This is a genomic window from Blautia marasmi, from assembly GCF_900258535.1.
Taxonomy (GTDB): domain Bacteria; phylum Bacillota; class Clostridia; order Lachnospirales; family Lachnospiraceae; genus Blautia; species Blautia hominis.
Genome location: NZ_OIWX01000001.1, coordinates 5,722,895 through 5,744,120 on the forward strand (window position 1 = coordinate 5,722,895; position 21,226 = coordinate 5,744,120).

Annotated in this window: 18 protein-coding genes; 1 reads left to right on the plus strand and 17 read right to left on the minus strand. The window is 48.4% G+C overall.

All coding sequences use genetic code 11. The annotated features are described in order from the left end of the window. Window positions 1-47 precede the first annotated feature (47 nt). The 12 genes from acsE to C6P39_RS25295 all read right to left on the minus strand — a co-directional run bounded on the left by acsE (window position 48) and on the right by C6P39_RS25295 (window position 14,450). Window positions 48-833: a carbon monoxide dehydrogenase/acetyl-CoA synthase methytransferase subunit gene (acsE, locus tag C6P39_RS25240; RefSeq protein ID WP_018597554.1), complete on the minus strand. Its 786-nt coding sequence runs from the start codon at window positions 831-833 to the stop codon at window positions 48-50. 85 nt (window positions 834-918) lie between these two features. Then, window positions 919-2,265, minus strand: coding sequence for an acetyl-CoA decarbonylase/synthase complex subunit gamma (acsC, locus tag C6P39_RS25245; protein WP_095172763.1), 1,347 nt, complete (start codon window positions 2,263-2,265; stop codon window positions 919-921). Between the two features lie 25 nt (window positions 2,266-2,290). Beyond that, complete coding sequence (gene acsD / locus C6P39_RS25250; RefSeq protein WP_095172762.1) at window positions 2,291-3,229, minus strand: acetyl-CoA decarbonylase/synthase complex subunit delta; 939 nt, start codon at window positions 3,227-3,229, stop codon at window positions 2,291-2,293. 106 nt (window positions 3,230-3,335) lie between these two features. Further along, window positions 3,336-5,462 (minus strand): acetyl-CoA decarbonylase/synthase complex subunit alpha/beta, encoded by a 2,127-nt coding sequence (acsB, locus tag C6P39_RS25255; protein WP_095172761.1) that lies wholly within the window; start codon window positions 5,460-5,462, stop codon window positions 3,336-3,338. 22 nt (window positions 5,463-5,484) lie between these two features. Beyond that, window positions 5,485-6,252 (minus strand): ATP-binding protein, encoded by a 768-nt coding sequence (locus C6P39_RS25260; RefSeq protein ID WP_095172760.1) that lies wholly within the window; start codon window positions 6,250-6,252, stop codon window positions 5,485-5,487. Window positions 6,253-6,276: 24 nt separating this feature from the next. After that, window positions 6,277-8,169, minus strand: coding sequence for an anaerobic carbon-monoxide dehydrogenase catalytic subunit (gene cooS / locus C6P39_RS25265; RefSeq protein WP_095172759.1), 1,893 nt, complete (start codon window positions 8,167-8,169; stop codon window positions 6,277-6,279). Window positions 8,170-8,229: 60 nt separating this feature from the next. Then, window positions 8,230-9,000 (minus strand): ATP-binding protein, encoded by a 771-nt coding sequence (locus C6P39_RS25270; protein WP_095172758.1) that lies wholly within the window; start codon window positions 8,998-9,000, stop codon window positions 8,230-8,232. Window positions 9,001-9,037: 37 nt separating this feature from the next. Continuing rightward, window positions 9,038-9,955: a methylenetetrahydrofolate reductase gene (locus tag C6P39_RS25275; protein WP_095172757.1), complete on the minus strand. Its 918-nt coding sequence runs from the start codon at window positions 9,953-9,955 to the stop codon at window positions 9,038-9,040. 93 nt (window positions 9,956-10,048) lie between these two features. Next, window positions 10,049-10,231: a CooT family nickel-binding protein gene (locus C6P39_RS25280; RefSeq protein WP_104805588.1), complete on the minus strand. Its 183-nt coding sequence runs from the start codon at window positions 10,229-10,231 to the stop codon at window positions 10,049-10,051. Between the two features lie 3 nt (window positions 10,232-10,234). Beyond that, complete coding sequence (locus tag C6P39_RS25285; protein WP_104805589.1) at window positions 10,235-10,576, minus strand: cobalt transporter; 342 nt, start codon at window positions 10,574-10,576, stop codon at window positions 10,235-10,237. A 125-nt stretch (window positions 10,577-10,701) separates the two neighbouring features. Then, on the minus strand, window positions 10,702-13,308 hold the full coding sequence (locus tag C6P39_RS25290; protein WP_104805590.1) for an AAA family ATPase: 2,607 nt from the start codon (window positions 13,306-13,308) through the stop codon (window positions 10,702-10,704). Then, window positions 13,305-14,450, minus strand: coding sequence for an exonuclease SbcCD subunit D (locus C6P39_RS25295; RefSeq protein WP_104805591.1), 1,146 nt, complete (start codon window positions 14,448-14,450; stop codon window positions 13,305-13,307). The genes C6P39_RS25290 and C6P39_RS25295 overlap by 4 nt, the downstream gene beginning before the upstream one ends. 167 nt (window positions 14,451-14,617) lie before the next feature. On the opposite strand from C6P39_RS25295, the gene C6P39_RS25300 reads away from it, so the two are divergent. Beyond that, window positions 14,618-15,454, plus strand: a complete 837-nt coding sequence (locus C6P39_RS25300; RefSeq protein ID WP_104805592.1) for an aldo/keto reductase — start codon at window positions 14,618-14,620, stop codon at window positions 15,452-15,454. 112 nt (window positions 15,455-15,566) lie between these two features. Here C6P39_RS25300 and C6P39_RS25305 read toward each other — a convergent pair whose 3' ends face one another. The 5 genes from C6P39_RS25305 to plsY form a co-directional block, all read right to left on the minus strand. Beyond that, a complete protein-coding gene (locus C6P39_RS25305; protein ID WP_095172751.1) occupies window positions 15,567-16,793 on the minus strand; it encodes an ABC transporter permease in 1,227 nt (408 codons plus the stop codon). A 3-nt stretch (window positions 16,794-16,796) separates the two neighbouring features. Continuing rightward, window positions 16,797-18,494, minus strand: a complete 1,698-nt coding sequence (locus tag C6P39_RS25310; RefSeq protein ID WP_158661692.1) for an efflux RND transporter periplasmic adaptor subunit — start codon at window positions 18,492-18,494, stop codon at window positions 16,797-16,799. Further along, window positions 18,478-19,218 carry an ABC transporter ATP-binding protein gene (locus C6P39_RS25315; protein WP_369861312.1) on the minus strand — a complete coding sequence of 247 codons (741 nt, stop codon included), beginning with the start codon at window positions 19,216-19,218 and terminating at the stop codon, window positions 18,478-18,480. The genes C6P39_RS25310 and C6P39_RS25315 overlap by 17 nt, the downstream gene beginning before the upstream one ends. Window positions 19,219-19,404: 186 nt before the next feature. Beyond that, window positions 19,405-20,415, minus strand: coding sequence for an NAD(P)H-dependent glycerol-3-phosphate dehydrogenase (locus tag C6P39_RS25320; protein ID WP_095172749.1), 1,011 nt, complete (start codon window positions 20,413-20,415; stop codon window positions 19,405-19,407). 165 nt (window positions 20,416-20,580) lie between these two features. Further along, window positions 20,581-21,222, minus strand: coding sequence for a glycerol-3-phosphate 1-O-acyltransferase PlsY (gene plsY, locus C6P39_RS25325; protein WP_065541453.1), 642 nt, complete (start codon window positions 21,220-21,222; stop codon window positions 20,581-20,583). Window positions 21,223-21,226: the final 4 nt, after the last annotated feature.

The following is a 21,226-nucleotide window of genomic DNA, read 5'->3' on the forward strand; positions in this document are numbered from 1 at the left end:
GATAAAAATATCCCCGGCGCTTTTTTGTTACACGATTCTGCCTGCGATTAGATCTCCAGGTAAGAGTCAGCGTATAATGTGTTGTTTTTGAAAACATCACAGGATTTAATTGTTTCCATCAGTCTTAAATCACATGGATTTACGATAGCGGAGGTTAAGCCCTGCATCATGCACATTGCAACCATTGCGGAATCCATGATCGGACGGATATGTTTCGGCATACCGTTAGAGTTATTGGACAGACCGCCTGTGGAATTCAGTCCCATGTCGCTGAACATTTTGATTGCTTCCAGAACTTCCATCTGTTTGTCCTGCATTCCTTTTACAACCAGGAATAACGGGTCAAACCACAGGTCTGTAGGCTCCATACCCAGCATCATACCTCTTTCCAGCATGTTCTGGCAGTGCATCATACGCTCATCGTTGTCTGCTGCAATACCTTCTGCAGAGCAAAGAGCGATTACGATAGCATCATTTGCTGCAGCCAGGTCGATATTCTCGATTCTTCCGCCTGCATCAGCAGAGTTTACAATCGGTTTTCCTTTGCTTCTGTTGTATACGGAGATACCTGCCTCGATTGCTTTTTTGTTGGCAGTATCCAGTGCCAGAGGAACGTTGTCGAAGTTGGACTGGATCAACTGAACCGCCCATTTCATTAAATCTTCTCCGTCGTTCTCAGCCGGTCCGATGTTTACGTCCAAATAGGTAGCACCAGCCTCTAACTGCTCTTTTGCACGTTTTAAGATTGGTTCCGGATCACGCTCTGCCATCGCTTTGCGGATAGACGGGGAAATACAGTGAATTCTCTCACCAATTGTAACAAACTTTGCCATAATAGTTCTCCTTTTAAATTATTCATTTTGGCCGGACAGAAAGGGGGCGAAAAAGCCTCCTTTCTGTCAGCCTGTATTTCTCATATTATGCAGTCAGGTCTTTTAAGAATTTTACTAACTGAACTGCTTCCAACGGAGCAACGATCACTTCCCAGCCCGGAAGTTTTGCTTCGATATCACCCTTTAATACGGCAACTTTACCCGGAATGATCAGTTTTCTGCATTTCACTTTATCTTCTACATTTTCCTGAATATATTTTGATACAGAAGTGGAAGATAATTTGCCTGCAGCCCAAGCGGTCAGTACAGAAAGTCCGCCTGCATCACTGATGATCAGGTTACACGGTACACCGGAACGCTCCAGCTCTCCGGATACCACGAAATATGTAAGAGCAAAGTCTACGGTTGTCAGACACAGAGAATTCTCGTCTGCACCATTTAAAGCATAAATACCCGGTTCCACTTTCATTGGTTTCTGCGGGTCTGTAAATACGTTCTGTCTCAGACCGAATAACGGCAGAGCTTCTGCATACTCAAGCTGCTCCATAACCACAATGGAACCATATTTCATTGTGAACATGGAAGCCAGTGCCTGCTGCAGGTTTCTGTCGCCATGAGCCAGAACTGACAGGTTTACCAGTGTAGGATAACCAAAGGTTCTGTCCTGATCTTTTAAAGCTGCGCGGCGGATCTGTACAGCGTTGCCGTAAGCTTCTTTGATGGATTTTGTTCCAACATCCAGAATCAGGTTCTTATTGCCTGCTTTTTCCAGAGCTGCAACTGTATCATATAACTCGTTCAGGTCAGCACCTGTAACGCCAAGTACAACACCTGCTTCTGTTGCAACTGCGCTCATTTCAGCGTAGTTAGAAGCATCTGCACCGTTTAATACCGGTTTGCCGTCTTTACATACAGCCAGAGCTGCTTTTGCAGCTTCGATATCTTTGCAGCCCAGAACTAAAGTTCTTCCAAGAGCTGCTGCTTTCTTTACGATTTCAACGTATCTGTCTTTGTCAGCGCCGTCTTCGTAGTTCACGTAAATCATTTCAACGAACATTCTCTCGCTGATACGCTCGTAGTCTACCTTCGGAATTGCTGCCAGTTTAGCGTCGATCGCAGCATCATCCATGCATGTGCACAGGGAAACTGCATATCTTGTTTTGCTAACGAAAGTTTTTTCATGTCTGAATAAAACAGTCTCGCCGCCTAAAGTAAATTCATTGTCACCGCTTCCGACTTTGATCGTCTTCATCGGCGGAGCTGTTGCCTCAGATAACTGAGCCAGAGCATCCTCAGACATATGCGGGCATTTGGAAATTTCCAGAGCACCCTGAGCCACTTTCATGGAGAAAGCCATACATGTTGGGCAGCCGCACTCTTTACAGTTCTTTTTTGGTGTCAGTTTAAAAATTTGAATACCTGATAATCCCATTTGTTTTTATCCTCCTGTTCTACGATTACACTAATTCTTTAATCATTTTTGAGATTGTTGCAACAGATTTGGGATGTCTCAGAATGACAGCGTCAGAACCGGAAGCTAAAACTGCTGCTGCTGTCTGTACTTCCATACTGATACCTCTCTCTTCCAGCGGTCCCCATTCCGGCATATCTTCCTCAGAAGCCATAGCCTCTTTTACTCCCCATGTCTCATCGGCAACCGGAGTGATGATCGGCATCTGTAACATGTTATCATTCTGGGAAAGAGCTGCACCTTTAATACGGTCCATTGTGGATACCACGTACTCAAAACCATAGCCTACTGCTGCAGAACCAACGTTCATTACGATATCCTGAGCTTTTACGCCTAACTGAGTTGTAACAACGTTAAGCTGTTTTGCCAGGTTGATATCCACTGCGGATTCTGCTCCAACCTTCTGATTGTAAGCAAGGCCTGCTGCTGCACCAACTGCTTTGTAATCTTCTTCTCTTGCAGAAAGGACTAAAACATTTTTGCCCTGAAGTGCTTCTGCCACTTTCGGCAGTAATTCAGAATCTTTTTCCACATTCTTGCATCCTTCAACAACTAAAGGACAGGAAACAGCTTCGCCGACTTCTTTGACAACTGCGATCAGTTCATCAATAGATTTGTCTGCGCCGTTCGGATCCCCGCCTTCAAGACGTAAGCATACGAAGTCCGCACCTTCCATTGCTTCCGCTTTTTTTGCGATCTCGGCCATTGTGGCAGCACCTGCATAATATTCCTGGATTCCCGGAACATTGATAAGTCCCATATCGGAAATTTCCACGCCTACTTTTGGTGCATTTTCCGTGGGAGCATCAAAGGAATAGAAAGGAAATGTACATTCCCCTCCTAATTTGATTGCTTTGTCCCCGCAGCCAATTTCAACTGTGTTTATGTTTGCATTGAATTTCTGTGGTTTTTGATTAAACGGCATTTCTCATTAGCCTCCTTAATATATTTTTTATAAACGGTGAACACGGTAAAACGCGCATTCACCGTTTACATGATACTACAATTAAGCGATTTTGTCTTCCAAAATCTTACATCATCGGATCCAGACCCAGAGCCGGATGTCCTTTTTCTGTTAAGAATGCAACTAATTCTTCCGGATCTGTTGCGATGGTCTCATCACCAACCATGTCTGTGAAGTTGTCGATACCGTATAATTCTTTTGCTGTATTATTCAGTCTCTCAGCAACAAATTCTTTCAGCTCTTTCGGCATCCAAACGATTCTCTCGATACCGCCCTCTGCCTTCATGAACTTCTTGGAACCGATGAAGTGTTTTCCATGTCCCATGAAGCCTGGTGTCTGCACACCGCCGCCTGTCATGGAAGCCAGTTCCGGGAAGGTCATTCCAAGTGGTGTCATACCTGCATACTCACGGTTTGTGATAACTACACCATTGGAGAATGGCTCAATACCACAGATACACTCAAAGCATCCGCAGCTTGTCATCGGTTTTTCCATGATGGAATACAGAGATACCTCTTCCAGAGCACCCTGGGAGAATTTGCGTACGGCTTCGTTAACGTCCTCGTACTCACCGATTCTCTCATCAATACATTTCTCTTTTGTGATAACCTGGCATGGTCCGTTAGGATCCAGCTCGTTGGTTGCCTTTGCATCCAGCCATGAAACGGCACCGCACAGGCCCAGACGTTCCGGTGTTACCACACATACATGAGACGGGGAGAATGCCTGGCACAGGATACAGCTGTAGTATACTTCTACAGACTCATCTGTCAGGGATTTCAGACGGTCATCACGTTTGTTGAATGTAGGGATTGCCACTTCGTGACGGATTCTCTTACACTCTGCAGGATCTGTGTAGATAACAACTTCACATTTATCAACAACGGCATCAAATTCATTCTTAACAGATGCGTACAGAACCTCACCGATATGTTTCAGGCGGAATCCTGCATTGAATGCATCCTTGCTGATACGGATACGCTGCATATCACGCTGTCCTGTGTGGTATACACCTTCGATACAGTTGATGTAGTTATGGAATTTACGCTCGATAACCGGCTCAAAGTCAGACTGCATGTTCTTGCCTGCAACTTTTACAACATAAGCAATGCTGTTCTTGCTGCCCAGTTCCATTTCATCTGCTTCCGGTCCGATCACGGTGATCTTGTGGTCTTCGATCTCTGTAGCCTCTGCTGACTGAACCAGCTCTGCACAGTCTACACGGGAACCGTCAAACTCTACCTGCATGTCGCCGCGGCGGATGATCTCACCCTCGAATGCGGATGCAAAAGCAACCGGAATATCAATATTGGTGATCTTGATCTTGATATCGCGAGCTTCCAGGGATGTAGCGTTGAATTTAGCAACATCCGGCTGTAAGATCAAGCTCTTCGGTACTGTGGATACGCCTTCCTGGTTTGTGATAACTGGGAAGCCAAGTGCAATGGCACCTGCACCGCAGGCAACGATCACATCATCCAGAGGAGCAAATGCGTTTACGAATGCCGGTACACGCTCGAAGGTGTACTTCATCAGATTTGCTGCATCTCCGGGTGTTACATTACCAAAGATAAGCGCTGCTCTTAATGCAACGGATACTACATGGATCACGCTTGTTACGTCTTTGCCCAGAGGGATAACACGTAAGTTTGCACCGGTCTTCATGCCAGCTTCAGCAACCTGGTCGATCACACCGCCAACCAGTGTTACCAGGATACCCTGTGCCTGATAGCTCTTAACCAGGGCAACTGCTTCCTCTTTTGTAGGAGCGCTTCCCAGGATAACAGCAACACCAGGGATATCACCTGTTACAAGGGGTACACCCAGTTCACGGATCACAGCATCTGCCAGATGTCCGTAGCAGGGCTCTGTGTACGGTTCTGCACCGTCAATATATTTCAGAACTTCGATAAACTCTGCGCAGAGAGCAGTTGCAACGCCTGACATAAATACGTCATTTAATCTCATCTCTCTTGTCATCAAAGTTTTTACAACACCTAAAGCTTCTTTTAATTCTCCTAAAGTTTTAACCTTCACACCTGTCACTGCATAGTAGCACGGTAAGCAGTAAGCGGTGTTCGGGAAGCTGACAGCTTTGTCAGCACCATGCTGTTCGATCGCAGCATTAATAGCGCCTTCTGTTAATCCATAGACAGCGTCATTTCCACTAAATACGGTTTCAAATAATGTCAATGTTCTCTTCCTCCTGACCTTCTCATAATCCTTGGTCGATTATGTGTTTAATGTTTGTAATTTCCTCTTTTACAGTATTGCTGAAGTCGTATGGAGACTTGCCCTGACGGTCCGCGTCCATCACTTCGGTATTATAGTGAATGAATCCCAGCAGATCCTCCTGCGGTATATGTCCTTTGACAAACGCCTCATCCTCTTCGTTCCGAACCTTATTGGCCACAACACGCACCTGTTTTACACCCAGGTCCTTTGCCAGCCTTTTCACGTTCTTATAGGTCTGTACGCTTCTGGCACCCGGTTCTATGACCACGATAAACTGGTCCATGGATTCCGTAGTACCCCGGCCGAGGTGCTCTAATCCAGCTTCCATATCCATGATCACCACATCATCCCTGTGAAGCACCAAATTATTGATGATTCTGCGAAGCATGACGTGCTCCGGGCATACACAACCGCCGCCGCCGGTTTCCACAGTACCAAGCACAAGCAGCTTGACTCCGTTCACTTCTTTGGAATATGTATCCGGGATATCGTCCACCTTTGGATTGATCCGGTAGAACTGATTCTCTTCATTAGCTCCGGTACGTTCTTCCACCAGCTTCCGCATCTTTGTTATGGGGATGATAGAATCCAGGGTTTCATCATCAAACCCAAGTGCCAGCCCCAGATTCGCATCCGGATCCACATCCGCAGCAAGCACCTTTCTTCCCTCATCCGCATATAAACGCGCCAGCGTCGCAGCAAAAGTAGTCTTTCCAACGCCGCCTTTTCCTGTCACTGCAATTTTCATGTCATTCACCTTTCCTGATAAAGATTAGATTCCAAGAGCAGCTCTCTTCTCTTCGATTTTTGCGATCATAGCATCGCCCAGTTTTTCAATATCTTTTTCAACTGTAAATGCAGCCTCTACCCATTCTTTTGTTCCGTTGGTCAGGATTTCAACCATTTCACTGGAACCGCAGGCATATGGGTCAACACCTAAGAAGGTATCAATACCGGAACCGATTACATAGTTACCGATAGAAACTGCTTTTTCAGACATCCACTCAGGAGCACATCCAACAACCGGAAGCTGGGAAATATGCAGACCTGCGTCTTTTGCCAGGGTAGCTGCCAGAACCAGCATACGGCTGATATCTACGCAGGAGCCCATGTGCAGTACCGGCGGAATGTCAGCCAGTTCACAAACTCTCTTAAGTCCGGCGCCACAGACATCTTTCGCTCTCTTGTCCATCAGACCTGCTTTTGCAGCTGCCTGTGCAGAACATCCGGAAGCGATGATGATGATATCGTTAGCAACCAGTTTTTTCATAAGTTCAATATGAGCTAAGTCAGGACGAACCCTCGGGTTATTACATCCAACCATTGCGACAGCACCACGGAGAACACCGGAGGTGATACACTCTAATAACGGTTTTGTGGTTCCCAGCTCGTCTACCTGTGAGTTGGTTACGCCGTCCAGAGCCTTAACGATAGCTTCTGTAGAGTATCCGACAGTTGCTTTCTGTTTCATCTGCGGAATATGTACCAGTTCAGGTTTTCTGTTCTTGAAGTTCTCAATAGCTGTCCGAACGATCAATTTTGCTTTCTCGCCTGCTGTGTGCGCATCGAATCTGATGAATTCAGAATCCGGCATCTGAGCGATCGGAGAAGTTGTGATGAATTTTGTGTGGAAACATTTGCTTAAAGGACCAAGTGCCGGGAAGATACACTGTACGTCTACGACGATCGCTTCACATGCACCTGTCAGAACAACGTTTTCCTGCTGCAGGAAGTTACCGGCCATGGGGATTCCGCGGCGCATTGCAACTTCGTTTGAAGTACAGCACACACCAGATACAGTGATGCCTTTTGCACCCTGCTCTTTTGCGTATGCGATCATTTCCGGATCATCTGCGAATTCACAGATCATCTCAGAAAGACTCGGATCATGTCCATGAACAACGATATTGACATTATCCTCAACCATAACTCCTAAGTTTGCTTCTGTCTCGATCGGCTTCGGAGTTCCAAATAATACATCTGAGAACTCTGTTCCCATCATGGAACCGCCCCATCCATCACTTAAGCCTGCACGGATAGCCTGTTTTACCAGTGCTTCCGGTTTGGAAGAGCATCCCATATGGCTCATATGTAAGGAACAGGAAACCTCGCGGTCGATCGCTCTTGGAGCAAGTTCATTCTTTTCCCACAGTTCCTGCTGTGACTCCGGCGCTCTCTTTAAGAATCTCTGTGTTCCGAAAGGTTTACCATACTCCATCAGACCTGTCTCAGCAACTTCGTGTGCCAGATCATAGATGTCTTTTCCTTCGGTCTCGATCCCCCACTCTTTTGCGATACGGATCAGCTTATCCGGATCTTTTACCTTATAACAGCCATCAGCTGCAGATTCATATAAGGTATGGCAGATTTCACGGCCATGGTCAGAGTGTGTTGCAGAACCGCCTGCAGTAAATTTCAGGTAGTTACGACCTACAATACCGTGTACATCACATCCGCAGATTCCTCTCGGAGCCTTTTTTGTGATACGGCATGGTCCCATTGTACAGATACGGCAGCAAACGCCTTCTTCACCAAATTTACAATGGGGTGTCTGATTTTTTACGCGGAACTGCCAAGCGTCAGCGCCGACTTTTGCACCTGTTTCCAGGAGACGTGCAGTAGCAGCTTCAAATTCTTCTACTGTGGTTAATTTGAATTCACTCATGAATATCCTCCTTGTTTTCGCCTCTTTTTGCTTTTTTATCCGGGTCCGCTTCCCCGGTTTTTATAACTCCAGCCTGCTCACAATATCCCTGACCGCTGTTCTCACCGGTGAATCTTCCGGGAGCTTCACGATCGGAGTACCGTCGCAGTCGAAGTCATATACAGTTTCATCCTGCGGTACGATTCCCAAAAGGGTGAGGCCTTGTTTCTCTATCTCCTCTTTTGTGCCCGCATTGAGTACCCCGCCCGGTGCACGGTTGATGATCAAACCAACCTGCCTTGGGTGCATGTCACATTCTTTGATCAGTTCCGCGATCCTGCCCACTGCCTGTACACCTCTTCTGGAGCAGTCGCTGACCAGAATCGCTGTCTGCATGTTGGGAAGAACCCCTCTGCTGATATGCTCCATACCGGCTTCATTGTCCACGATGATATATGGATAATTCTTTTGCAGCTTTGCAAGCTGAGCCTGCAGAAGTCCATTCACGAAGCAGTAGCAGCCTTTCCCCTGGGTACGTCCCATGACAAGCAGGTCATAATCATCATTTTCAATCAATGCATCATCAAACTTGAACTCCATATAATCTGCTTTTGTCATTCCGGCCGGAATGGGATTTTCTTTTGACATCTCCGCACGGGCCACTTCCTCGCGGATATCGCCCAGAGTTGCCTCAAGTTCCATACCGAGAACTTCATTTAAGTTTGAATTCGCATCTGCATCTACCGCAAGAATCGGACCCTTGCCTTTTTCAGCCAGATACTGGATGATAAGTCCTGTCAGAGTCGTCTTGCCTACGCCGCCTTTGCCGGCAATTGCAATTACATGTGCCATGAAAAGGGCACCTCCTAAAATATAATTTTAATACGTTTTAAACAAGTGTACGAAGACCGCATCTGTCAATAATTTCAGATACGTCTTTCCATTTGTTCAGAGCATACAGATGGATACCATTAACGCCAAGTGCACGGTATTCATCAATCTGACTGATGGTATACTCGATACCAGCCTCTTTGAATGCTGCTTTCTTTTCATCAGCAGCTGCATCGAACGGATCTTTGTCGAACGGGTTCGGGAAAATCCAGTTTTTGGAGATAATCTCGCAAAGTTTACGCGGCATGACACAGCCATTACGTGACAGTGCCATATTGATCGTAGCAGCCTGATCCAGGATCGGCATGATGCCCACATCAACCGGCATTGTGATGCCTGCGGTGCGGATAGCGTCCAGCCAGCGTTTGAACTGCTCCATATCCCAGCAAAGCTGAGTCATGATGTAGTCAGCACCGTTATCCTGTTTCTGTTTCAGGACAGCGATGTCAGATTCCAGACTGCGGCAAGCAATATGTCCTTCCGGAGAACCTGCCACAGCGATCTCGATCTTATCGCCGAATTCTTTGCGGACATAAGCCACCAGATCTGTTGCATAAGCGAAATCCCCACCGGTCCCTGTCCATCCAAATGGAAGGTCACCGCGGAGCGCCAGCATATGATCTATGCCGTTGTCCAGGTAATTCTGAAGCTGTTCTTTGATCCCCTCTGCGGTATTGCCGATACATGTAAAATGTGTGACCGGTATGGTACCGGCATTCTGGATCATTTTGCACACATCCATGTTCTTGCCCACATTGGTTCCGCCCGCACCGTATGTACAGGAAATGTACTCCGGCCGGTACTTGCAAAGATGCTCAATGGTTCCCGGAAGATTTTCCATTCCTTTGTCTGTCTTCGGCGGGAACAGCTCAAAAGAAACGAGCATTTTGTTCCTCATTGCCTCAGATAATTTCATAGTTACTACCTCCGCTTTGTTTATTTATTTTTAAGGCCGAAGCCCTAAAACCGTTGTTGATACAGCAGAAAGTCCTCCAACTTTTCCGCTGCCTTACTGGCAGTCCAGCTTAACAAGGCTGTTCCCAAGGTCTACCATCAATATTTTACCGATAATAGTCCTCTCCTCACCCATAATGTCCCGTAGGATAAGCTTTTCGCCATCCACGTCGATCCTGCTTACATTTTTGCAGATGACCGTGTTGTCATCGCTTCTCTGTACCGTTGCAAGACACATAGCTTACGCCTCCTTCAAATGTTCTTTTACCAGTGTCAGGGCCAGGCCCAGGCGCATATTTCCTTTCTGGAAATCAGCAACACCTTCTTTAATGGTCTTGGCAGCATCTTCCATTCCAAGCTTTGACAGATTCTCTGCCATCTGGTCAAGCTCCTGTGCATGATGCTCATTGTGGGAAAGCATATAGTTCAAAAGTGCTACCACTTCCTCTGTACAATTTCCGCCACATTCGCCCTCTGAACAACTGCTGCAGCCGTGGCTGTGCTCATGGCTGTGACCATAGTCATGCTCATGGTCATGTCCGTGAGGAACCATGTTGCCATTTTCGTCGTTGATTAAATGCATTTTTCCATCCTTTCCCTACTGCTTTTATCCCGTTTGGGCGCAGTAAATGACAATAATTTATCAATAAATTCATTATACATGCTTTCCGCTTTTTTATCAAGTTATTCTTATGTTTTTTTAGAGGTTCAAGAGGTGAAAAACACGGAACTCCCACCCCTGTTTTTTTCCACTTCGATCCTGCATTCTATACGTTCCTTAAGCTCGGGAACATGGGAAATGATCCCCACCAGGCAGTCCTCCCTGGATAGGGCCGACAAAGTCTCCACGGCAGTTTCCAGGGACTGCTCATCCAGACTGCCGAACCCCTCGTCGATAAATACGGTCTCCACCCGGATCCCACCGGCAAACTGACCGATGACTCCGGATACTCCGAGGGCCAGGCTTAAGGCCGCCTGAAAGCTCTCCCCGCCGGAAAGGGAGCGGATGCTCCTGACCTTTCCGGTGTGGTAATCATAGACATCCAGATCCAGGCCGGACCTGGACTGCAGGTTCTCTTTTTCCTCCCGCACAAGCAGTTCATACCTGCCGGAGGACATACGCTCCAGCCGCCTGTTGGCCTCAAGGGCGATCATGCGGAAATAGGCAGACTGTACATAACGCTCCAGGGAGATCTTAGGCTTTCCTTTCAGCGTGCCGCACGCCGTATCCGAAAGGCTCTGAAGCGACAGCCGGCGTTTTTTCGTCCTGCTGCTCTCCTCAAACAATACCTCCAGCTGCCTGCGCACTTCTTTTGTCCTGTCAAGAGCACTGAACTCTTCCCGAAGCTGCATCCGCACAGTCTTCAGCTGCTGCTCTGCTCTCTGGATCTGCTCCCGCACGTCCTCCTCCGGGCACAGCCTCCTGCCGCGCAGAGTAGGAGCCAGGCTTCTGATCCTGATCTGGAGTTCTCTCACATGGTTTTCATAAACCTGCGTCTCTTTTTCCATACGGGCCATCTCTTCACTGTCCAGACATGCCTCCATAGCTTTTGCCCTGCTTTTGAATTTCTGCTGTTTCACTTCCAAAAGCAGCTTCCCTTCCGCCTCTTTTTGTTCCTTTGCGATCTCTGTCACACGTTTTTCACAAATCTGGATCTCTCTCCCGGCTGCTGCCCGGCGCTGCGCATTCTCCTCCAGGTTTTTTCTGATCGTCTCCGCACAGAGGATTCCCGGAGTGCTCTTCGCCTTTTTCTTCTCCAGACGCCCGCCGGCCTCTTTGATCAGGGAAGCTGCTTTTTTACTCATAGCAGCTCCGCTCTTTTTGCCGGAAAGAGCCGTCTCCCTGCGCAGGTGTTCCATCCTGGTCTGCCATTCCTTTTCGTTCTCTGCCAGGGCAGTAAGGGTTTTCTGCAGTTTTGCGGAAGTTTTTTCCTTTTGAGCCTCCATTTCCTTCAGTACAGCTTCACTCAGCTCTCTTTTCCCGCAGGCAGCTCTTACCGGATGCACTGTGGAGCCGCAGACCGGGCACGGCTTTCCTTCCTCCAGTTTCCTGGCCAGCAGGCCGGCCTGGCTTCTGAAGAATTCTTCCCTGTAACTCTCATAGGCGATCCCCTGTTCCTTCTGTACCGTGATCTGGTCTTCCGCCGACTCGAGCAGCTTTTCCTTCTGCCTTTCCAGTTCCAGGAGCACCTCTGCCTCCTGCTGCCACTTTTCGTAAACCAGAAGGCGTTCTGTCAATTCCTGTATCTCTGCCCCAAGCTTTTCTTCCCTTTTGGCTGCTGCCATTTGGACAAGCAGGGCTTTTTTCTCCTGTTCCAGCTCTCTGATCTCTTTTTTTATCTCTCCTGCATGGGCTTCTTCATCAGCAAGCATCTTCTTTTTCTCTGTACAGTCATCTGCCAGGGGCTTTATATAAATATTTGCCTTCTTCCCCTCCGAAATCCGCTTCTCCAGCTCTCTGATCTCACCGGCGCGCAGTTTTGTGCCCTCCAGTTCCTGCCTGAGGGCATGCAGTGTCTTGAGCTCCCCGTTGTCCTTTTGGATACGTTCCAGATTTTTGAGCGCCCTGTCCTTTTCCTTCTCCAGACGCTGTTCTTCTTTTCTGCCGCTTTTCTCCTTTTCCCGTGACTGGCGGATGCGGCTGTCCAGGATCTTGAAAATCTCCTCTGTGTCCCTGTCCGCCAGAGGACAGTCAGGATGCAGCGCATCCCAGGATTCCAGAACCTGCCTGCGGCGCTCCTCCCTTAACTTCTCCTCCTCCCGCTCCTTGATACTCATGTTTTTCAGCCGGTCGGAAATCAGCTTATAGAATTCCGTGTCGAAAACTTTCCTGAAGATCTCACTGCGCATGTCGCTTTTTGCCAGAAGAAGATTCATAAATTCCCCCTGGGCGATCATGGAAACCTGTTTAAACTGACGGTAGTCAAGTCCCAGTATATCCTGCAGCTTCCGGTTCACTGCCTTCCTTCCCGTCAACACACTTTTATCCGGACACTCCAAAAGTGCTTCATGTTTCCTGTTTAAGTTAAACGTCCTGGTAACCTGATACGCTTCTCCTTTGTGAGTAAAAAGCAGACGCACCTTGCTCATGGCTTTTTCCTCCACATAGTCACTGTGAAGGTTTTCCGGCTTCCTGACTTCCGTGCTGGCGGCATCATACAGGGCAAAAGCAATGCCGTCAAAAATGGTGGTCTTGCCTGCCCCTGTATCTCCGCAGACTAAAAACAAACCCGCCTTTTCACACTTTTCAAATGAGATGAGTGTATTGTCTGCATAAGGCCCAAAAGCCTCCATCTCCAGTTCTACCGGTCTCATGATCCCACCTCTTCCATGCTTTCTATGATATCTTGCAGCAGTTCCTGTTCCGCGTCTGACATGGGAATCCCATTTTGTTTCTCATAAAACTCCCCGAACAGATCCAGAGGCGTTTTTTTCAGACACTGCAGCTCCGCGCTGCCCGAAATGCCCCCTGACCTGCTCCGGCGGTTTTCAACGGCAAATTCCAACATACCCGGAAATATTTTTCTAAGCCGCTCCATGGGATGCTCCAGGATCTCCTCATCGGTCACCACAACAGACAGGTAATATCCCTCTCTGTATCTTTCATATTTATCTGAAACCAAAGCTTCCATGGTGTCTTTTAAGACCGCCATCTCTGTTTTAGGCTCAAGGGGAAGTTTTCTCACAGACAGCGTTCCTTTCTCCCCAAGCTCTGCCACAGTCACGGATTTTGTCTGTTTCCATTCGGAAAAAGAATATTTAAGGGGAGAACCTGCATACCGTATCTTTACATTTCCGATCTTCTGGGGTCGGTGGATATGTCCAAGCGCCACATAGTCAAACGCTTCAAAGACCGAAGCATCCACCCGGTCTATGCCTCCCAGAGAAAGCTGTTCCGAATCCGATATCTCTGGCCGCTCCCCGCCGGCTGTCACAAACTGATGCGCCAGCAGCACATTCCGCTCTTCTTTGTGAAGCTCAGCACCCGGCAGTGCGGTTTTCACGGCCTCCTCATAAGTTTCCGGAATTTCCTCCGCAAAGGGGCGCAGCATGCCGGGCCGCAAAAAGGGCAGCATCCACACATGCAGCGGACCGAATTCGTCTGTCAGCATGATGTGCTCTGCACGGCCTCTAAAGGTACCCGCAATATGGATCCCCTCTTTTTTCAAAATCCCGCTGGCAAACTGAAGCCTCTGGGCTCCGTCATGGTTGCCGCTGATCACAAATACCTGTATTCCACGGACGGACATTTCTTCCAGGAACCAGTCCAGCAGTCCCACCGCCTCCTGGGAAGGAATGGACTTATCATAAATATCACCGCAGAGAAGAACGGCCTCGGGTTTCTCCTCATCCGCCATCCTTAACACTTGGCTGAGTATATCTTGCTGTTCTTTCCACAGCGGCTCTCCTAAAAGCTTTCTCCCCAGATGCAGGTCCGCCATATGAAAAAATTTCATTCTTTATCCTCCATTGCCATATTTTGTCATTTCGTTGGATTTTAGCTTGCACTTCTTATAATAGTAGCATGGATTTATTAAAAAGTTAATAAATTCGGAGTAAATATTTCACATTTCTATGGTAAACTGTCTAAGTGTTTAAGGTTATATTTAAAGGAGGGGCTGTTATGTCTTTCAATGAAAAAGTCATTCTGAACGATGGCCGCCAGATGCCGCTGCTGGGTTTAGGCGTCTACAAAGCCGTCGGCGAGAACGAAGTGGAACAGGCGATCGCAGATGCTGCAGATGCCGGTTATCGTCTCATTGACACTGCTTCCGTTTATAAAAACGAAGACGGTGTAGGACGCGGGATCAAGGCACTTACCATACCAAGAGAGGAATTATTCGTAACAACGAAAATATGGAACACGGCACAGAGGATCGGTGATGTGGAGGATACCTTCAACAGAAGCCTGGAGCGCCTGGGACTGGATTATGTGGATTTATATCTGATCCACTGGCCTGTACCCGGATGTTACACAGACACTTGGAAAGCTCTGGAAAAACTACAGGCCCAGGGGCGGGTAAAATCCATCGGCGTATCAAATTTTCACGTTCACGACCTGGAAATGCTGAAAAAAGTATCTGATGTGATACCCGCTGTCAATCAGGTGGAATTCCATCCCCTGTTCAACCAGCCGGAACTTCTGTCCTACTGCAGAGACAATAAAATTGCGGTACAGGCTTATGCTCCCCTTGCACGGGGCGCTTATCTGCACAGCCAGCTGCTTCTGGAAATCGGAAGAAAATACCAGAAGACCACCGCCCAAATCGGCCTTCGCTGGGCCGTCCAGCAGGGAATCTCTGTGATCCCCAAATCCGTGCACAAGGAACGTATCCTGGAAAATGCAGCAATCTTCGATTTTTCCCTGACACAGGAAGAGATGGAGGCCATTACCGCTATGGACGCACACCAGCGTACTGCCAGTATCCCAGAGGATATGATTCCGTACTATAAGGACTGACTCTTTGGTTCAGTCATACATATTGGGCATTCTTCCCAAACAATAAAAAGTACCGCAGGAGTATTTTTTGCTCTGTGCGGTACTTTTTATTCCCAATCTATTTGTTCTTTTCTTAATTTCTCCTGAGCGCCTCAATAGGGCTGAGCCTGGCAGCTTTTCTGGCCGGATATACACCGAACAGAATGCCGATTCCCGAAGAAAACAAGGTCGCAATAAGAATTGTGGAAACCTTGATCCCAGGTGCAAATCCCAGGGTAGGTATGGAGCAGACAGCATACGCCAGCAGCACACCGATAATGATTCCGATCACACCGCCGATACAGGCGATAATGGCCGATTCAGCAAGAAACTGCACCATGACAGAGGAGGTTCTGGCTCCCAGGGATTTTCTGATACCAATCTCTCTTGTTCTCTCTGTGACGGACACCAGCATGATGTTCATGACACCGATACCGCCTACCAGCAGGGATATTCCGGCTACCAGGGCAATGAATCCCGTGATCATATTCAGCATGGAGTTGATCTGCTGCATCTGGTCATTGAAGTCCTCCATATCAAAATATGTCTTTCCCTGGCTGTAGTGGCGCTGATTTAAAAGCGCAATGGCTTTATTTGCCACATCACCAGTGTCTGCGCTGCCGTCTGTAGTAATATACAGATAGCTGGTCTCCGAAGTATCATAGCCGAAATTCTCCATAGCCGTATAGGGAATATCTGCAGATATCCTTTTGACATCCCCGTAATCCATGGATACCATATTGCCCATATTCTCCTGCTCCACAATGCCAATAATGGTAAAGTCCGAAGTGTTTTGATAGAGACTGAATTCCAGGCTCATTCCCAGAACATCATCTGTGCCGAAAAGGGAAATGGCATCTTTTTTGCTGATCACACAGACTTTATTCCCCGTATCAATATCACTCTGGTTAAAATAGCGGCCGCTCAGCACTTTCCATTTGGAAATCTCCTGCTGCGCTGTGCCTCCTCCGGTGACTGACAGATCAAACTGGCCTTTTGAGGACTGGGTAGTCCCTGTATCGGAAAAAACGGGCGAAGTTCCGGTAACTCCCGGGATTTCCTGCTCAATAGCCGCAAAATCCTCCGCATTCATGTATTCTTCCCGTTTGATTCCCTCTTCATTGGAATAAATACAAATCTGCCCTCCTGCAATGGAATTCAGCTGCCGGTTCATCTCCCCCTGGAACCCGGAACCGACAGACATAATGGTAATGACAGATGAAATACCTATAATGATACCCAGCATGGTGAGAAGGGAGCGGCCTTTATTTGCCCTGATATTCTGCAGGGCCATTTTCAAGTATTCTGCTAACTGTGCCATAGGCTACTCCTTTACCGCATCTGCAGTCTGCGCGCCGGATGTGCTGCCCGCAGCCGCCTCTTCCACTTTCATACCCTCCGCAAATCCGTCCGGAAGCTCAGAGATCACGGAATCACCCAGCTTCAGGCCGCTTTTGATCTCTGTGTACTCGGAGGATGAGATTCCTGTCTCAACATCCTGTCTGGCGATCACGCCATCCTTCACTACATAACAGAAGGTACTGTCTTTTCCTGTATTTACAGCGTTGACAGGAACGCTCACAACACCTTTTGCACTGCCTGTCTCAATGGAAACCTTTGCCTCCACACCCAGGAAGATATTGTCATCCGGGTTGTCGATCTTAACCTCTGCCCAGATAACCGGTGCGCCTTTTTCGTTGGTGGTTGCCATTTTACTGATACGTGAAACAGTTCCCTTGTATGTATGGTCCGCTATGGTGATAGATGCCTTCTGGCCTTCTTTCAGCTTGTCATAATCATATTTTGACACGGTTACATTCACTGCCACCTCTTCGTTGCTGGCAATGGTGATCAGCTCCATACCCTGTGAGGCTGCGGAGCCCTGTGAGGCGTCGGCTTTGGATACGATGCCGGAAAACTCTGCCTGCAGCCCCTGTTTTCCTTTTTCCAAAAGTTCTTCCAGGGATGCTGCTTCCAGCTCAGCAATGTTGTTGGTGGCCTGCATCTGGGCTTTGGCGGCCTCTGTCACCTTCGCACCGTCCGCACTGTTAGCCAGGCTTTTCTGCTCCGCAAGCTCTGACTGCATCTCCGAAAGTTCTGTGGTAGCACTCTCCAGTTCATTCTGCCACTCCACGATCTGTGCGTCGCTTGTGGGATCTTGGGCAGACTGGTTCTCAATCTGGTTGATCTGGAGCTGAGTCACCTCATCGCTCTTATCATTCATCTGTGAAGTCAGGTCGTCAATGGCCGGATCCATATTTTCCGCCTGGGCATTTAAATCCTTCCATTGTCTTTCCAGATCAGCGGTATCCTGATTATTTTTCTTTGCCTCTGCAATGGCCGCCTTCAGTTCCTCGGCCTGGGCATTTAACTGCTGCTGTTCTGCTTTCTGACCTTCAAGCTCCTGCTGCAGCTTTGTCAGATCCGCCTGGGCCTGGGTCAGGGCAACACTGGCATCTGTGGATTCCTGTTTTGCCCAATCAGTCAGTTCTCTTGTCCTGTCCGCTATAGCGGTCTTCAAAGACGCCACGTATTCCTGATAGCTGTCCACATTTGCCTGTAGCGTGGGGACTTTTCCGGCAGCTTCGTTGGCTTTCTGCTGTGTCTCCGCCGCTTTTGCCACACTGTCCTTTGAGCCGTTGACCGTGGCACTCACATTTAACTGTGCCTTCTGGTTATCCTGCTCCAGTGTGGATACATCAAAGGCAACCAGGGAGTCTCCCGGCTTCACCACTTCCCCTACTTTCAGAGGATACTGGGATATGGTGGCATTGACCGGAGAAAAATAGGTCTTCGTCTTAAGACTTTCCACCGTTCCGCTGGTATCCACATTTGCCGTCAGATCCTCTTTTGTCACAGCGCTTACCGGTACCTGGGGCAGTGCCTTGGGTGTCAGTTTGGACGCTGCAAAGCTGACAACAATGATGGCCACCACAACGCCGCCGATGATCAGCGGCACTTTTTTCTTTTTCTTTCCTGTTTTCACAGTGTCGGGAAGATTTTCCTTATTCTTTCTCAACATGATGTGCTCCTTCCTCATAATGCTCATTTAATCTGTCTGACTCAATTTTTCCATCCATAATACGGATGATACGGCGTGCCTGTGCGGCTATACCGTCATCGTGGGTGATCAGGATCACGGTTCTGCCCTCATTGTGCAGCTCTTTTAAAATCTGCAGGATTTCCTTGCTGGATGCGGAATCCAGATTACCCGTGGGCTCATCTGCCAGGATCACCGGCGGCCTGGCCGCTATGGCCCTTGCTATGGCAACTCTCTGCTGCTGTCCGCCGGACATCTCAGATGGCTTGTGGTCCATACGGTTCTCCAGCCCCACCATTTTAAGGGCCTCCTGGGAAAGCTGTCTTCTCTTCTGTCTGCCAAGACCTCTGTAGATAAGAGGAAGCTCAACATTCTCCAGCGCATTCAGATTGGCGATCAGATTAAATCCCTGAAAGATAAATCCAATCTCCCTGTTGCGGATTTCTGACAGCTGGTTATCTCTCAGGTGAGATACATCCTGTCCGTGAAGGCAGTAAGACCCTTCCGAGGGCACATCCAGACAGCCCAGCATATTCATGAGTGTGGATTTGCCTGAACCGGACTGCCCGATGATCGCCACAAATTCCCCCTCATCAATCTGCAGGTCCACATGATCCAACGCCCGCACTTCATTTTCACCCGGATTGTATATTTTGCAGATTCCGGAGAGCTGTATCAGATTCTGCACTGTTTCTTCTCTTTTCATTTCTGTATAGTTTTCCATACACACATCCTCCCCTGCATCTTCCAAATGCAGTGCAATTTTAATTGTACTACATCATTAGTACAACCATACATCACAAATCTTAAATTGTCAATTTGGAAATCCGAAAACTTTTCTTAACGTTCTCTAAAGAATTCTTTAGAAAGGAAATGAGGGCATACTGCGCCCTCATTTCCAACTGCCGTCCCAGGATTCAATTTTCTTGTCTCTCACCATCAGGTCAGATACTGCTTCCGCCGGAGTCTTTCCCTCGAAAAGTACCCGGTTTACCTGTTCTATGATAGGCATTTCCACTTTGTATTTCTCTGCAAGTTCCCTTCCAGCCTTTGCGGAGAAGACACCTTCCACTACCATATTCACCTCATCCATTGCTTCCTCCATGGAGCGCCCCTGCCCCATGAGAAATCCGGCTTTGCGGTTACGGCTGTGAACACTGGCACAGGTAACGATCAGATCGCCGATCCCGGAAAGTCCGTAAAAGGTATCCGGGCGCGCTCCCATGGCAATTCCCAGTCTTGCGATCTCCGCCATTCCGCGGGTGATCAGCGCTGCTTTTGTGTTATCCCCGTATCCCAGACCATCCGCGGTTCCCGCAGCCAGGGCAATGACATTTTTCAGTGCTCCCCCCAATTCAATACCCAGCATATCCGGGCTGATATACACGCGGAATGCAGGGCTCATAAAAATATTCTGCAGATATTCCGCAGTCTCTTTCCGTTTTGCCCCCACCACACAGGTTGTGGGCAGATTCCTGCTTACCTCCTCCGCGTGGCTTGGTCCTGAGAGAACACATGCCTGAGAATTGGGGATCTCCTCCTCTATCATATCCGTGAGGGTGGTAAGGGTATGCTCCTCAATCCCCTTTGCCACATTCACAATGAGCTGCCCGTAGCGGATAAAAGGGTTCATCTTTCTCGCGGTGGCCCGGACTGCCACGGAGGGCACTGCCATGACGATCACATCTTTCCCCTCCAGCGCCTCCTTAAGACTGCTGGTTATACAAATCTCCTCCGGCAGCCTGACACCGGGCAGCTTAGTCTTATGCTCCCTTGTCCTTCGCAGTTCTTCTGCCTGTTCCTCCCTGTGAGACCACAAAACCGTGTCATGTCCGTTGCCGCAAAGCAGCATGGACAGGGCGGTTCCCCAGCTCCCTGCTCCAATCACACTTACTTTTGCCATGCTATCCTCCATAAAATAATCGTAACCGTTCAGTACCCTCACAGTTACAGGCAAAAATCCATGCAGAATCGCCTTTTACGATAGGATTTTTGCTTGGCCGTGGTACACTTTCTTACGGTCAGCGCAGTAAATGCACAGACCTACTGAATCGTTACAAATAATCACTTAATGTTTTCCCAGAAAAATCTTATTCTCATTTCCGCGGATCAGACGCACAATGTTCTGTCTGTGCCGCCAGAAAGCCAGCGCCATCAAAAGCAGTGCCAGTATGTACATCTCGTGGAGAACTCCCGGGTCCACATCATACCTGCCTATCTGTCCTGATACGATCACGCCCACAGCGAAAAAGAAATATGCCAGCAGAGACCCCAGAGACACATAGTGGCTCAGGAAAAATGCCGTAAAGAACACAACCGCACAGATCAAAAATAACCGCCAGTCAAAAGCTGCCACCAGCCCGACAGAGGCCGCAATCCCCTTCCCCCCCTTAAAGCGCAGATAGAAGGGAAAGTTATGTCCCAGTATACATCCTGCACCGGCATACAGCTCCAGCAGCCTTACCAGCTGAGGGTGGCTGCTGCCGAAAAGCAGATAGACCGCCAGGATCGCCAGGGCACATTTCAGGCAGTCCCCCAAAAGAGTAACAGCTCCTGCCTTCTTGCCCAGGGTGCGGAGCGCATTTGTTGTCCCCGCATTCCCGCTTCCGTGTTCCCGGATATCAATTCCATTTTTTCTTCCGTAAATATAAGAGGTCTGGAACAGACCAAACGCATAACCGATCAGCAGACTCACAATTCGTACCAGCATTTGT